The sequence below is a fragment of the Kurthia sp. YJT4 genome, assembly GCF_030219945.1.
In the GTDB taxonomy this organism is placed as follows: domain Bacteria; phylum Bacillota; class Bacilli; order Bacillales_A; family Planococcaceae; genus Kurthia; species Kurthia gibsonii.
Genome location: NZ_CP126689.1, coordinates 887,970 through 903,027, shown reverse-complemented (window position 1 = coordinate 903,027; position 15,058 = coordinate 887,970). Strand labels below are relative to the sequence as shown.

Annotated in this window: 16 protein-coding genes and 1 riboswitch; of the genes, 1 reads left to right on the top strand and 15 read right to left on the bottom strand. The window is 36.5% G+C overall.

Going from position 1 to position 15,058, the window contains the following annotated elements:
* Nucleotides 1–56: 56 nt before the first annotated feature.
* The 11 genes from QN089_RS04290 to QN089_RS04240 all read right to left on the bottom strand — a co-directional run bounded on the left by QN089_RS04290 (nucleotide 57) and on the right by QN089_RS04240 (nucleotide 10,445).
* Nucleotides 57–923 carry a glycine betaine ABC transporter substrate-binding protein gene (locus tag QN089_RS04290; RefSeq protein ID WP_285216035.1) on the bottom strand — a complete coding sequence of 289 codons (867 nt, stop codon included), beginning with the start codon at nucleotides 921–923 and terminating at the stop codon, nucleotides 57–59.
* A 10-nt stretch (nucleotides 924–933) separates the two neighbouring features.
* Nucleotides 934–1,785, bottom strand: a complete 852-nt coding sequence (locus tag QN089_RS04285) for an ABC transporter permease (RefSeq protein ID WP_068454566.1) — start codon at nucleotides 1,783–1,785, stop codon at nucleotides 934–936.
* Nucleotides 1,778–2,980 (bottom strand): quaternary amine ABC transporter ATP-binding protein, encoded by a 1,203-nt coding sequence (locus tag QN089_RS04280; RefSeq protein WP_068454569.1) that lies wholly within the window; start codon nucleotides 2,978–2,980, stop codon nucleotides 1,778–1,780. Before QN089_RS04280 ends, QN089_RS04285 begins: the two co-directional genes overlap by 8 nt.
* A 201-nt stretch (nucleotides 2,981–3,181) precedes the next feature.
* Nucleotides 3,182–3,820 (bottom strand): GntR family transcriptional regulator, encoded by a 639-nt coding sequence (locus QN089_RS04275; RefSeq protein WP_068454572.1) that lies wholly within the window; start codon nucleotides 3,818–3,820, stop codon nucleotides 3,182–3,184.
* Between the two features lie 367 nt (nucleotides 3,821–4,187).
* Nucleotides 4,188–4,382, bottom strand: a riboswitch (cobalamin riboswitch).
* Between the two features lie 40 nt (nucleotides 4,383–4,422).
* The gene (locus tag QN089_RS04270; RefSeq protein WP_068454575.1) at nucleotides 4,423–4,899 is read right to left on the bottom strand and encodes a glutathione peroxidase; all 477 of its coding nucleotides are present in this window, start codon (nucleotides 4,897–4,899) and stop codon (nucleotides 4,423–4,425) included.
* A gap of 31 nt (nucleotides 4,900–4,930) precedes the next feature.
* Complete coding sequence (locus QN089_RS04265) at nucleotides 4,931–6,022, bottom strand: family 20 glycosylhydrolase (RefSeq protein WP_285216034.1); 1,092 nt, start codon at nucleotides 6,020–6,022, stop codon at nucleotides 4,931–4,933.
* A gap of 37 nt (nucleotides 6,023–6,059) precedes the next feature.
* Complete coding sequence (locus tag QN089_RS04260; protein ID WP_285216412.1) at nucleotides 6,060–7,025, bottom strand: FecCD family ABC transporter permease; 966 nt, start codon at nucleotides 7,023–7,025, stop codon at nucleotides 6,060–6,062.
* Nucleotides 7,026–7,053: 28 nt separating this feature from the next.
* The gene (locus QN089_RS04255) at nucleotides 7,054–8,058 is read right to left on the bottom strand and encodes a FecCD family ABC transporter permease (RefSeq protein WP_285216033.1); all 1,005 of its coding nucleotides are present in this window, start codon (nucleotides 8,056–8,058) and stop codon (nucleotides 7,054–7,056) included.
* Nucleotides 8,059–8,128: 70 nt separating this feature from the next.
* Nucleotides 8,129–9,037 (bottom strand): iron-hydroxamate ABC transporter substrate-binding protein, encoded by a 909-nt coding sequence (locus QN089_RS04250; RefSeq protein WP_068454583.1) that lies wholly within the window; start codon nucleotides 9,035–9,037, stop codon nucleotides 8,129–8,131.
* A 14-nt stretch (nucleotides 9,038–9,051) separates the two neighbouring features.
* Nucleotides 9,052–9,870, bottom strand: coding sequence for an ABC transporter ATP-binding protein (locus QN089_RS04245; protein WP_285216032.1), 819 nt, complete (start codon nucleotides 9,868–9,870; stop codon nucleotides 9,052–9,054).
* A gap of 134 nt (nucleotides 9,871–10,004) precedes the next feature.
* On the bottom strand, nucleotides 10,005–10,445 hold the full coding sequence (locus tag QN089_RS04240; protein WP_285216031.1) for a hypothetical protein: 441 nt from the start codon (nucleotides 10,443–10,445) through the stop codon (nucleotides 10,005–10,007).
* Nucleotides 10,446–10,655: 210 nt separating this feature from the next.
* Between QN089_RS04240 and QN089_RS04235 the strand changes: the two genes are divergently transcribed.
* The gene (locus QN089_RS04235) at nucleotides 10,656–11,171 is read left to right on the top strand and encodes a DUF4352 domain-containing protein (protein ID WP_285216030.1); all 516 of its coding nucleotides are present in this window, start codon (nucleotides 10,656–10,658) and stop codon (nucleotides 11,169–11,171) included.
* 107 nt (nucleotides 11,172–11,278) lie between these two features.
* Here QN089_RS04235 and glnA read toward each other — a convergent pair whose 3' ends face one another.
* From glnA to QN089_RS04215, 4 genes are all read right to left on the bottom strand, one after another.
* Nucleotides 11,279–12,613, bottom strand: a complete 1,335-nt coding sequence (gene glnA, locus QN089_RS04230; protein WP_068454595.1) for a type I glutamate--ammonia ligase — start codon at nucleotides 12,611–12,613, stop codon at nucleotides 11,279–11,281.
* A 51-nt stretch (nucleotides 12,614–12,664) separates the two neighbouring features.
* On the bottom strand, nucleotides 12,665–13,042 hold the full coding sequence (locus QN089_RS04225; RefSeq protein WP_068454597.1) for a MerR family transcriptional regulator: 378 nt from the start codon (nucleotides 13,040–13,042) through the stop codon (nucleotides 12,665–12,667).
* 206 nt (nucleotides 13,043–13,248) lie between these two features.
* Complete coding sequence (locus QN089_RS04220; RefSeq protein WP_141272477.1) at nucleotides 13,249–13,509, bottom strand: hypothetical protein; 261 nt, start codon at nucleotides 13,507–13,509, stop codon at nucleotides 13,249–13,251.
* 257 nt (nucleotides 13,510–13,766) lie between these two features.
* On the bottom strand, nucleotides 13,767–15,017 hold the full coding sequence (locus QN089_RS04215; protein ID WP_121176210.1) for a methionine gamma-lyase family protein: 1,251 nt from the start codon (nucleotides 15,015–15,017) through the stop codon (nucleotides 13,767–13,769).
* Nucleotides 15,018–15,058 lie beyond the last annotated feature (41 nt).

The following is a 15,058-nucleotide window of genomic DNA, read 5'->3' as shown; positions in this document are numbered from 1 at the left end:
AAATCCTATGCGTGAACTTTCATATGTTCACTACATAGGATTTATTTATTACACGATTATTTTGTCCACTCTGCTACTTTTGTTTGGTTTTCTTTAATCCAAGTTTTTGCAGCTTGTTCTGGTGGTGTACCATCATGAATATCTAACATAACTGATTCGATATCATCTGTTGTCCAGTTAAAGTTTTTCAAAATTTTATAAGCATCTGGTGATTTCTCTTTTAGCTTTTTAGAAGCGAATGTATGAATTTGTTCTTCGCCACCATATACTTTCTTCGGATCTTTTAAGAATTTTAAATCATATTTTTGGAACATCCAGTGTGGTGCCCATCCTGTAATAACGATATCTTCTTTCTTCTTGATAGCTTGACCAAGTGCTACAGTCATCGCACCTGAAGAAGATTGTTTTAGTTTCCAATCACTTAAGTTTTTATAATCTTTTAAAGCCTTTTCTGTAGCACCCATGATGCCTGCTCCTGGCTCAATACCTGTGATTTCTTTTTTCGCTTGGTCTTTTAAATCTTCAATTGAATCAACCTTCATATAATCTGGTACAACTAAACCAATTTTAGCACCTTTTAAGTTAACACCTAAATCCTCTACTTGGTCTTTATACTTATCATATTGCGCACCATGTGTATGTGGTAGCCATCCAGCTACCATTGCATCTGCTTTGTTATTTGCGACAGCTTCCCACATCACTGCATTATCAAGTGAAGTTGTTTTGACTTTAATGCCTTCTTCTTTTAAAACTTCAGCAATAACATTTGTTGAAGCTACTTCTGTATCCCATTCTACATATGCAAGTTCAACAGTTGGATCTGACTTATCTGAACTTGAAGAGTTACCGCATCCAGCAAGGACTGCTGATAGACCAAGACCTAAAGCTAGTCCTGCTGCTTTCATTGTTTTTGAAAATTTCATCTAATTCACCCTACCCTTTTTTAGTATTGAAACTTTGTGTTAAACGATCAATTAAGATTGCAAAAATAACAAGTGCTAAACCAGCTACAAAACCTGGTCCAACGTCTGCTCTTTGTACAGCTGTTAATACTTTTTGACCTAAACCTTCTGCACCAATCATCGATGCAATAACAACCATTGATAGCGATAGCATAACCGTTTGGTTTACACCAGCCATAATTGTTGATTTTGCTAATGGTAGTTCTACGTTGAATAATTTCTGTGGTCCTGTACTACCGAAAGATTCTGATGCCTCAATTAATTCTTTTGGTACTTGCTGAATCCCTAAATTCGTAAAACGAATCGTTGGTGGGATTGAGAAAATAATCGAAGCAAACACCCCTGGTACTAAACCAATACCGAAGAATGCAACAGCTGGAATTAAGTACACAAAACCTGGCATTGTTTGCATGAAGTCTAAAACCGGCTTCATAATACTTTCAAATACTCTACTTTTTGACATACAAATACCAACAGGAATCCCGATAATAATCGAAATTAAACTCGCAAATAGTACAAGCGTGACCGTATTCATTAAGTCACTCCATAATCCTTGGTTATAAATAAACAGTAAACCAAGTACTGCGAAAATCGTTAAACCGAGTTTTTTCTTCGTTGCAAAAAATGCTAATACTGCAACTAATAAAATAAATACAATTGCTGGAACCATAAGTAAGAAATCTGTAACGGCAAGCATCATGCTTTCTGTATTCTCTTGAATTGCATCAAAGAAACCTTGTCCGTGTTCCGTAATATAATCCATTGCATTATTCGTCCATTTTGCAAGTGGCATCATCGGAATTTGATCGAGTAAATTATTCATGTGCCGTCACCTCCGCAGATGTTTCTTTTGCGAGAGCTTCAATCACTACACCGCGAATAAGAACCCCAACTAGCTGATCATTTTTCATAACAGCTACTGGTGTTTTTGAGTCTGAAATAATTGGCAACACTTCTTCTAATAGTAAATCGTGTGGCACTGTTAAAATATCTTGTTGTACACAATTGATTAAATTTGTTTGGCCTTCTTTTGCACAACGTAATGCGTCGTCTGCAGTTATGTAGCCAACTAATTGTTTTGGCGGTGTCACTGCTAATACCATACTCACTTGTTCATCTTTCATACGTTTTAATGCCATTTTTGGTCCATCATGTGCCGGATTAATCGTTACTGGTTTCACCATGATGTTTTCAGCTGTTAATACTTTAGAACGGTCGATGTCTTCAATGAAGCTACTTACATATTCATCAGCTGGATTTGTTAGAATTTCTTCACCCGTACCAATTTGAATGATTTGTCCATCTTTCATAATGGCGATTCGGTCACCAATGCGTAGTGCTTCATTCAAATCATGCGTAATAAAGATAATTGTCTTCTTCATATTTTGTTGAAGTTCTAACAACTCATCTTGCATCTCTTTCCGTATTAAAGGGTCGAGGGCTGAAAAGGCTTCATCCATTAGAACAATTTCGGCATCGTTTGCGAGTGCCCGTGCAAGACCTACACGTTGCTGCATACCACCGGATAATTGCTTTGGATATTGATCTTTGAAATCAATGAGTCCCGCGTTCTCAAGTGCTTTTTCAGCTTTGACTTTACGCTCTTCCTTTGGAACCCCTCGAACCTTTAATCCATATTCGGTATTTTTTAAAATCGTTTGATGTGGGAATAACCCAAAATTCTGAAAGACCATATTAATTGAATTTCTTCGCACTTGTCGTAATTGTGTTTTATTCATTTTCGATACATCTGCATCGTTAATGTAAATTTGCCCTGTTGTTGGTTCGATTAAACGATTAAGTAATCGTACAAGTGTTGATTTACCACTACCTGATAAACCCATAATAACGAAGATTTCACCTTCTTTTACTTCAAAGCTTGCATCATAAACACCAACAGTTGCACCTGTTTCTTTTAAAATAGTTGATTTACTTTTCCCCTTCTTTACAAGCTCTTCTGCTTGTGTAATTTTTTTTCCGAAAATTTTACTTACGTTTTCCACTCTTATTTTAGCCAAGAGCTACACCTCAATTCGTTGCGATATCAGTTTGTTACAAAATAAGTAACAACTTAACCCTAACAAAAAGTTGTTACTTATGTCAAATGTAAGCATCAAAATGCCATGTTTCCCCTGGGAGAAACATGGCATTTCCTATCATTATTTTATGTTTATGAATCCTTGTCACAACAAGGTTTATATACCTTTTAAAAAGTCGATTTATCCTTTGTATAAAAAATTTTTTACAATATCGAAAGATGCTTCATTTCCAATAAAGTATAGTACATCATTTTCTTTAATTGATGCATATGGTCCAGGTGATAATAAAATCGTTTCACCGCGACGAATCCCGACAATTGTAGCTGTCGTATTTTGCCAGAAATTTAATTCTTGAATGGTCATATCTAAATACAGGCATTCCGATGTTACAGTCACGTTGAATGGTGCAAATGGATTGAGCGAATGAAAACGATTTGTTCGCGACACTAACTCTTGTGACAGTTGTTCCAAGCGCTCTAATTCTTCTTTTTGTTTGGCGATGGATTGAAAGACATCATGCTGAATTTCATTGACTGATTGCACATCTTTTAATTGATGTACAAATTTTGCAGCTTCTTCATAAGACTTGATGAAGACGCCACTCCCCTTTGTAGCTTGAACGATTCCTAAATCTTGTAGTACTGCAATGGCACGGCGCGCCGTTTCAGATGAAACACCATATTTACTCGCTAATGAGGAACGTGCATATAGCTTTTGCCCAACCTCATATTCTCGATCTACAATCTTAGAGGCAAGGTCAGCCGCAATAATTTGATAACGCGCCTGCTTTATTTTTGTTTTTTTCTCATGTTCGGTCATTTACCGAAACCTCACTCTCCATCTCAAAATATATAGTCCATATAGTAGCACTAAATACATTGCTTTTCTATATCTTTACAAATAATTTATACATTTTTAAAGTAAACGAAACATTTTACTGTATTAAAAAGAAGGAATCACGTATAAACACGCAATTCCTTCTTCTCTAGAGTTTAGTTCTGTTAGGTCCCGTAACGAAACAAATTTTGTATTATACTATTCGGAAGTTGGGGAGTTCTAAATAGTCGTATTGAATCATTGAATGGGAATCGTAACGAGAGCACAAAAAACAGCTTCCCCCACAGGAAAGCTGTCATCTACTAAAAACATAAGTAGCTAACATCAACCTATCCTCGTAGGTAAATAAAGATGCACAGTAGAATTGGCAGGTCTCCTGGCTCATGGTCACTGTGTAACAGCCCCTTCCCATCTATTTAAAGACAGTGGATATGCTTACTACACTCACATTTACAGTTGCGGGACAGCGCTGGAGTCACACCAGCTTCCCTTTTAAGCGAGGCGAATTCAAGGATTCCCTCACACCAATTCAAGCACTATTGATTTACAATTTATATATTATCTTAAAATGTCTAAATTGTCAATCAAATTTCTAAATATTTGACAATATCTTCCTCAAACTGACTTGGCTTATCTTTCGATGCATAACGCGCCACGACATGACCGTCGCGATCTACAAGGAACTTTGTGAAATTCCACTTAATGCTACTACCTAAAAACCCTTTTGAATGTTCTTTTAAATACGTGAATAATGGATGCTCATCTTTACCATTTACATGAACTAATTCATGCATCGGGAACGTAACACCATATTGTAAACGACACTGTTCTGCTGCCGCTTCACCTGAATCTAATTCTTGCTTGAACTGATTTGATGGGAAGCCGAGTACGACTAATCCTTTGTCTTTATACTTTTGATACAATTCTTCGAGTTCTTTGAATTGCGGTGTAAAACCACATTTTGATGCTGTATTCACAATCAATAATACTTTTCCTTCGTACTCTTTCATTGAATACGTTTTTCCATCTTCTAATGTAACGTCTAAATCATAAATAGACATCAAAACACCCCTCAAAAATAATGTATTACTACTACTTTACCTTTTTCATCATTGTCGGAAACAATTCTTTCGTATAGTTGTAAACTTGGTCGGCTGTAGATTTCTTTGAACCTTCTCCCCATATAGAGATGGCTGCACCAGAAATTTTTGACGTAGTTTGCTGATGAGATGAATTCCATCTCCCTAACGTCCAGTTCTTTTTAATATCTTGTTTCATATACTGCAAATCCGAACGAATTGAACCTTTTGATGTAAAATCTACATATAAGTAGTAATCATTATAATTATACACTGTGTGTCCTGCTTTTATTAACTGTGGCGCACTGGGACGAACTTTTTCACGATGCTTCTTTTCAGTTGTACTTTCGGGTTCACCCGTCCAACTCCAAAATGTAATCGCAATCGTTTGATCTAACTTTTTTAAATCTGCCTTCAATAAAGAATCATTCCAAATCCATGTACGCACATGCTTCTTTTGCAAATAACGATTCATTTGATTGAAGTAATGGATGTATTTCACATGATCTTCTTCATCATAGGCAATCTCGTCTCCACCAATATGCATCGTTTTTGTTTTCGGTAAAGCTTGTAAAACTTCACGATATAATGCTTGTACGAATCTTATACTCGACTGATTCGGTGCAATTTGATTCCACTCATCACGCACCAACTTTTTCGCTACCTTCGGATTCGCTTTTTCATACAGTTTTAAAATAGCTCCCATATGACTAGGTATATCAATCTCGGGTATTAATTCAATCTTTTTCTTCGCCGCATACGCTTCTAAAGAGCGCATCTGCTTCATCGATAAAAAGGTTTGCTTCGTTAATGGATTGCGATAGAGTCCGTCTTTTTGCTGCCATGATTTTTTTGCTGGCTGTCCTAAAAGTCGACTCTCTAATGCATAGTTTTCATCATCGGTTAAATGAAGATGTACATAGTTCCCGCCTGATTTTTTCACATCATCTATATACTTCTTTAAAACATCGATTGTATAAGGGCGACGTGCTAAATCTAAATTCATACCGTATTTTTGCTCCTGCGCCTGTGCTACATTTTGTTCACCACATCCTGTTAAGCCTATAAGCATACAAATAGATAAACCAAATAGCCACTTTTTCATAAAAATCCTCCTGATGTTTCCTTACTTCTACTATCTATTATACTTGTTTTTTTAATAAATATAAGAAGTATGGTGCACCAATAATAGCGACAACAATCCCAACTGGAATACTCGATTCTGTTAAAATCGAGCGACCAATCGCATCTGCCACTAATAAGAGAATCGGGCCAATGACAATCGTCATCGGTAAAAAACGTTGATGGCGTGGTCCAACAAGTGAACGGGCAATATGAGGGGCCATTAAACCGATAAAGCCAATTCCGCCTGTCACAGATACTGCAGCTGCTGCTAGACCAACTGCTAATAATAAGAAGTACATACGCTGTTTGTTCAATGAAGCACCTAATCCTACTGCCATCGGCTCACTTAGCCCTAAAATGTTCAAATGGTTCGAACGCATTATAGTAAATGGAACGAGAATGAGTACCCATGGAAGTAGAGCCCATACAAACGGCCAATCGGCTCCCCAAACATTCCCTGCTAACCACCCTGCAATAAAGTCGACATCTGAGCGATTTGCTGAAGAAATCTGCATGACCATGATGCCCGATAAAGCCGCTGCAAATCCAACACCGACAAGAATTAATCGGAATGGTTGAATCCCACGATTTCGTTCATAAGAAAAACTATAGATGAGGAGAGCTGTTATAATCGCACTGACAAACCCAACAATCGGTAATGCATATGAAAAATTCGTTAGCTCTCCTTTTGCAAATAAGTAAAGTACCGTAATTCCAACACCTGCACCTGCATTAATCCCGATAATCCCAGGGTCTGCTAGGTCGTTCTTTGTCAATGTTTGAAGTACTGCACCAGCCACTGCTAACGCAACACCTGCTAAAATTAAAATTAAAATACGTGGTAAACGAATAGAGAATAAAATAAATTCATCTGACACTTCACCGTAACCGAAGAATGTAGCAATCACACTTCGAAAACCCATTGAAGAATAACCAACAGATAACCCTAAAAAAGCACAACAAATAACTAAAAAGACACCCATCGCTAAATAAAATGTATACGTACTCTTTTTAAGCAAAGAAACGCCCTCCCCTCTTCACTAAAATTAAGAAGAATGGTAGACCAATCACAACAACGAGTGCCACAACAGGTGTTTCATATGGTGCATTCATCGTGCGTCCAATCAAATCAACGATGACCATAAACATACCGCCTACAATCATCGACATTGGAATAACTGCTCGGTAATCGCCACCAACGAATGTACGAACAATATGCGGAATCATTAAACCGACGAAGGCTAAGTTACCGATTAACGCAACCGCACTCCCTGCTAGTAACACGACGATGATGAACATAATCGTCTTAATTTGCATCGTTTTTTGTCCAAGTCCTACAGCTAGTTCTTCATTTAAACTTAGAATCGTTAGTTGTCGACTAATAAGAATACTACCGATTAATGCAATGATGATAAGTGGCATAACGATATAAGCACTCCATGTAATACCTTGTAAACCACCTGATGTCCACATCGAAACATTCTTTGAAATTTTGAATAATAGACCTGTACCATCTGCTACTGCTTGTAAAAACATCGAAACAGCAGCCCCTGCTAATACTAATTTTAAAGGAGACATTCCTTTTCTACTTGTGGCACTAATACCGTACACAATCCCCATACCAACAGCAGCGCCGATTAAACAGGCAATAACAGAACCCATATAATCGAGTTTTGGAACAACAACGAGACCAATGGCTAATGCGGCATTTGCTCCTGAAGTAAGCCCCAGTAAACCTGGGTCTGCTAATGGATTACGTGTTACACCTTGCATAATTGCACCTGCTACTGCTAAAGCCGCCCCTACAAAGACTGCTGCAACCACACGAGGGAATCGTATTTCTCGTAAAATATCAATTTTCTCGCCACCCTCACTCGACCAAATTGCATGCCATACATCTTGAAGTGGTATGACGGCCGCTCCGAGTGAAATCGCAAAAAATATAGTAATGAGTAAGAGTACGAAGGCGATAAGCAATTGGAGCCAAAGTGACCATGATCGAAATAATTTCAGCATATTTTCCTCCGTCCTTTCTATGTAAAAAAGGTTACCCAGCTATGGATAACCTCTTTTTATTATCATCATTTTACTTTCCTAAAAATGACTTTTTAAAGAAATCTAATTGGAAATCAAGTGTCATCATGTCATTGAAATAAAATTCATTTGCATTGACACGGAATACGCGATTATTTTTAACGGCTGGAATTTCTTTATAGTATTTTGTTTTTGTGAATGCTGGATCTTGATCACCGAATACAGATAAAATCATGTAATCGCCTGCATATTTTTTTAATACTTCACTTGATACAGCATAATACCCTTGTTTTAAAGCATCTTTTTTAACAGCTTCTGGCATGTTTAATTTCATTGCTTGATATAAAATTTCTGTACCACGTCCCCAGTTATTACCGTAAACGTAGATTTCTTTACCGAATGATTCGATGACCGATACTGTAGCATCTTCACCAATTTTTGCTTTAATTTCTTTTCCAGTATCTGCTGCACGTGTTTTAAAGTCATCCACCCATGCTTGTGCTTCTTTTTCTTTATTGACTACTTTACCGATTTCTACAGCTTGTTGTAAATAATCGTATGCATTATATGTGAATAATACAGTTGGCGCGATTTTTTCGATTTTCTCTTTATTTTTAACTGTATCATATCCGATGATTAAGTCCGGTTTTAATTCTGCAATTTTTTCAACGTCCTCATCGGAAATTAATTTCGCATCTTTTAAAGCATCTTTAAATTGTGGGTTATCCATTGACCACTGATCTGCTCCTACAACTGGAATACCTAATTTAATTAAATCACCTGTATAGCCTGCTAGAACTACTACACGCTTCGGATTTTTTGGTACCTTAATATCACCATTTACAGCTTTATACGTGAATGTACCTGAATCTTCTTTTTTATCTTTTGTTTCTTCTTTTCCACCACATGCAGCTAATGCTAAAACCATTAATGCGATGAATGCTATTATTAATTTTTTCATAAATAAGCTCCTTTTTATCGTTGAATAGATGGAATTGGTTCATCCACTTTTTCTTCAATTAAATTATAAGTGACACACATTGGCTTTTTCGTACGTGGGTCTTCACCAATAACAGCATCAATTTGAAATACATGTTCTAATGTATCGTGCGTCATGACTTCTTCAGGTGTGCCTTCTTTGATTAAGTGTCCTTGATTCAAAGCAATCATATAATCTGAAAAACGTGCAGCTTGATTGAGATCATGTAATACCATGACGATTGTACGTCCTTCTTTTTCATTTAATTCCTGAAGCAATTCAAGTACTTCTAACTGATGTGCCATATCTAAGTAGGTAGTTGGCTCATCTAAAAAGATGATGTCGGTTTCTTGTGCGAGTGCCATCGCAATCCATACACGTTGTCTTTGCCCACCAGAGAGTGCGTCCACAGTCTGTTTTCGAAACATCGCTGTATTAGTTGCTTGAAGTGCCCATTCAATCACGCTACGATCTTTTTCTGTTAGATTTCCAAATCCTTTTTGATATGGATAACGTCCATAGGATACGAGCTCTTCAACTAATAATCCGCTAGCACTTTCAGGACTTTGCGGTAAAATCGCTAATTCTTGCGCTAGCTTTTTTGTATTTGTCTTTTGAATATTTTCACCGTCTAAAATCACTGCACCAGATTGATAGGGGATGATACGTGTAATCGCTTTTAAAAGAGTTGACTTTCCGCAACCATTGGCACCAATAATTGTGGTTACTTTTCCATCTGGAATCGTAATCGTTAAATCATGAACGATTGTTTTTTCGTCATACCCCACACGAATTTGATTTACTTGTAATCGCATATGTGCGCCTCCTTTCAAATGAGAATGATAATCATTACTGCTTTATTATAGATTATCTTAGTTGATTGTCAATTGCTATTTTTAAAAAATAAAAGGAGTATTGAACAGATACATTCAATATCTCCTTCTCCTCCTTATAATTGGATGGATTTTTCCGTTATATACCCTTTGTATGATTTTCCATTTTTATAATATGTTACATGATAAAATGTTCGCGTTCCTAATGTGCGTACTTGTATAATGGATAACCGTGTTCCGTATGGAATGATATGAATGGTTTTTGATTTTTTTGTAATACCTGCTTTCAATGCAGTTTTAGAATTTTTAATAATTCCATACTCTAATGAAAATGTATTTGCGCGTATATACTTAGTTGGAATATAGGCTGTACTCTTTTTTCCATTTAGTGTTTTTGAAAAATGGATTTTTGCCCATTTCGTATTGACATAGTGTGTTATTTTTAAAACATTCGGTGTATAGACTCCTTTTTTATTTGTAAAACTATCTGGGATAGTTCCTAACTTTTTACCATTCATTTTTTTATAGTAAGGAGTTGGTTGATTGATGAATACCACCTAGTTTTTTCATGGACTATTTTTAGTTTTCGTAGCGCTTCCTTCTATTTGAAATGACGTAAATCCTAAAATACATACAAATAATAGAATAAAACTTTTTTCATCTACATTTCCACAGTCCCTTTTCAAATCTCCATACCCGTCTTGTGCATAGATTAAAACGCATTCGGGTATGGTTAATGACGATAATTGAGCGAAAGGGGACTTGGCATGAAAAAAGCATTTTATACATTACCGATTACAGTTCTTTTACTATTAACAGCTTGCAGCCAGACTTCTGTTGAAAAAGTGGGCGGTGAGGAGCGAAGCAATTCAACAAAAACAGATGAGGCCTATCAATTAGGTGATACAATAAAAATTGATGATGTCATTGTCAAAATTACAGATGCAAAACAGACAGATCCCATACAATTTACAAAATCGAAAAAAGGAAAAATCGTGACGATTGATGTCGACGTGCGAAATAATAGTAAGGATTCTATTTTTATCGATCGACATGATTTCGACCTCGTTTCAAAAGGTGAAAAAGCAGTCGGCTATCATGGTTATGAAGAATTGCCCTTATCAGAAGAAGTCAATCGCGAAGAACAAGCAGATGGAAAACTATATTTTGATGTGAAGCCAGCCGATTCATACGAACTCGTATATAAACCAAATTTTACAGCAGACCAAACAGAAATTCATTTTGATATTCCAGCACCTACCTCTACAGCGAGTAGTAAATGATTTAGGTAAAAAAATTGGATTCTTTTAGGTCAAAGCAAAAAACCGGAATCACGTCACAGCGTAATTCCGGCTTTTATTATAGTTAAATAGAGTTGGATTCTACCTGATTAATACGTTTTTAAATATTGATCGCGTTCCCATTGGTGAACTTGTGTACGGAACATATCGAACTCGATTTCTTTTGCTTCTCTAAAGTTTTCATAAATGTGAGAACCTAGAGCCCCTTGTACAACTGGGTCTTTAGCAAGTGCTTGCAATGCATCATCTAAGTTAACTGGTAAGTTACCAATACCTGCTTCTTCGCGTTCTTCTGCACTCATCACATAGATGTTACGATCTACTGCTGGTGGTGGTGTTAATTTGTTTTCGATTCCGTTTAGACCTGATTCTAAAATAACAGCAAGTGCTAAATATGGGTTTGCTGCAGGGTCTACTGAACGCACTTCGATACGTGTAGATAAACCACGTGAAGCTGGAATACGAACCAATGGTGAACGGTTTTGACCTGACCATGCGATATAGCAAGGTGCTTCATAACCTGGTACAAGACGTTTGTAAGAGTTTACTGTTGGGTTTGTCACCGCTGTAAAACCTTCAACGTGTTTTAATACGCCAGCCATGAATTGCATTGCTGTTTCTGATAATTGCATTGGTGCTTCTTCGTCTACGAACATGTTTTTACCATCTGTAAATAGTGAAACGTTACAGTGCATACCTGAACCACTTAAACCAAAGATTGGTTTTGGCATGAATGTTGCGTGTAAACCATGTTTACGTGCAATTGTTTTTACAACTAATTTGAATGTTTGAATGTTATCACAAGCTGTTAATACATCCGCATATTTGAAGTCAATCTCATGTTGCCCTGGTGCCACTTCATGGTGAGAAGCTTCAATTTCAAAGCCCATCTCTTCTAATTCTAATACGATATCACGACGACAGTTTTCACCAAGATCTGTTGGTGCTAAGTCGAAATAACCGCCGTGGTCATTTAACTCTAGAGTTGGTTCGCCTTTTTCATCTAATTTAAATAGGAAGAATTCTGGTTCTGGTCCTAAGTTGAAATCTGTGAAGCCCATGTCTTCCATGCGTTTAATAATGCGGCGTAAGTTATTACGTGGGTCTCCTGCAAACGGTGTACCATCTGGATTATAAACATCACAGATAAAACGACATACAGCACCTTTGTCCACTGTCCAAGGGAAAATCATGAATGTATCTAAATCTGGGAATAGATACATATCTGATTCTTCAATACGTACAAACCCTTCAATTGAAGAACCATCAAACATCATTTTATTGTCTAATGCTTTTTCTAATTGTGATACAGGAATTTCAACGTTTTTGATTGTTCCTAAAATGTCTGTGAATTGTAAACGAATAAATTTCACTTCTTTTTCTTGTACTAATCGACGAATATCATCTTTCGTATATTTCCCCATGTTTCTCCACACTCCTAATTGTTTTCATTTTTATTGACAAACTCGACTTACTTATTGGAAGAATCGAGATAAATCACCTTGTCTAATGGATGTTCGTTGCATACGCTGTGCTTGTTGCATTTCTTCTCGTAAGATTCTTCTTAAATCGGCATCCGTAATATCTTTTTTCTGTTGCTCTAAAGGTTGATTCTTCATTGCAAATACTTTTTTAATACCTGCCATGTTAATACCTTGATCTAATAAATCTTTAATTTCTAAAAGTATATCGACGTCATTCAATGAGAACATACGGCGATTACCTTCAGTGCGGGCAGGCTGAACCAATTCATGCTCTTCATAGTAACGAATTTGACGTGCTGTTAAATCAGTTAATTGCATGACAATACTAATTGGCAACAGCGGCATTGTTCGTCTGATTTCGCGATTCATGTACTTCACCACGCCTTCCATGTCTTTTATTTTATTAGATGTTAGCTTTGTTGTCAATTACATGTTAGAAAAACTAACATAACTTTTTTCGAACAATTCATTCTTTTATATAGATGAATACAAATTCTTATAAAAAAAGACTAAGGTTATATTTATTTGCACCTTAGTCTTTTTTTAAGTTTGAATTATGAAATAGCTAGTTTATTTTATTCTTTAGTAAATTCAACATTTACTTTACTATTATTCCCTATTAAATGAAGCTGCTTTTCTTTATTTCCATTATTACTTTTTATATTGCTCTTGCTCTTCTTAACTTTGGAATGAATAGAAAAATCCGATTCATTACCAATAATACTTCCTTTTACAGTACCATTTTTATTTTCTAGATTAAGTTTTTTTCTTACATTTAGTTTTTCAAATAAAAGATTACCACCATTTGAAGATAAACTCATTTCTTGAATATTCATTTGGGGTACTTGAATAATAATTTTTCGATATTTAGATGACGGCTTTAAACCTATATAATCGCTCCATTTTTTTTTGATTATCAGTTGTTAATGTGAATGCTTTATCTTTTGTAGATATAGCGTATTTTTCGTGTTTGCTTTCAAAATAGTGAATATGCAGTGCCTGAGACAAAAGTATTTTCAACATAGCAAATCCCGTATGATTTTTTTCGAAATCATACGGGATTTGTTCTGTTCCAGCCTCTAAACACACTATTTTATGCTTGTAATTCCTGTACCGCACTTAAAATGGCGAATTTTACATGTTCATATGTTAATCCACCTTGCATATACACCGTATAAGGTGCGCGAATCGGTCCATCTGCTGAAAACTCAATACTGGCACCTTGTACAAATGTTCCTGCTGCCATAATCACATCATCCGTATAACCTGGTAATAATGCTGGCTCTGGTGCGAACTGTGCATTGACAGGTGAGTTCTTTTGAACTGTTTGACAGAACTGAATCATTTGCTCTGGTGTTTGGAATTGCACAGATTGAATTAAATCTGTACGTTTTGCATCAAACTTCGGTTCCGCTACCATCCCAATCTCTTCTAATGCAGCTGCTGCAAAAATAGCACCCTTTACTGCTTGCGATACGACGTGTGGAGCCAAGAAGAAGCCTTGATACATATCTGTCAATGTATTCAATGATGGACCTGCTTCTGCACCAATCCCTGGTGTTGTCATACGGTAGGCACATTGCTCGACGTATTTCGCTTTCCCTGCAATATAGCCACCCACTTTTGCTAAGCCACCGCCAGGATTTTTAATTAATGAACCTGCCATTAAATCGGCACCTAACTCTGTTGGTTCTATCGCTTCTACAAATTCACCGTAGCAATTATCGACGAAAATAATGACATCTTCTTTAATCGCACGAATTTTTCGAATGATTTCTCCTACCTCATCAATTGTAAATGAAGGACGTTCTGCATAACCTTTTGAGCGCTGAATCGCCATAACGCGTGTTTTACTTGATACAGCTTGTTCTACAGCTGTCCAGTCTACTTTGTTATCTGCTGTTAAATCAATATGTTGATAATCAATCCCAAAGTCTTTTAATGACCCTGTATCTTGATCACCGCCATCTACAATAGATTGTAATGTATCATACGGTTGCCCTGTAACATACATTAATTCATCTCCTGGACGTAATACGCCAAATAAACTTAATGTGATGGCATGTGTACCTGAAATGATTTGTTGGCGTACGAGCGCTGCTTCTGCACCAAAAACATCTGCATAAACACGTTCTAAATTATCGCGACCTTCGTCATCGTAACCATAACCTGTTGTTCCTGCAAAGTGGTTTTCACTCACATGATTTTTAGCAAATGCATGTAGTACTTTTTGTTGATTATAAAAAGCCAATTCTTCTACTCGTTCAAATTGAGGTTTGATTTTCGCCTCTACTCTTTTAGCAAACTCCATTGTATCGGTGTGTAATGTTGACATAAATGCCATATTTGCTTCATCTCCGTTCTTTATTTCCTTTCATATAGTAT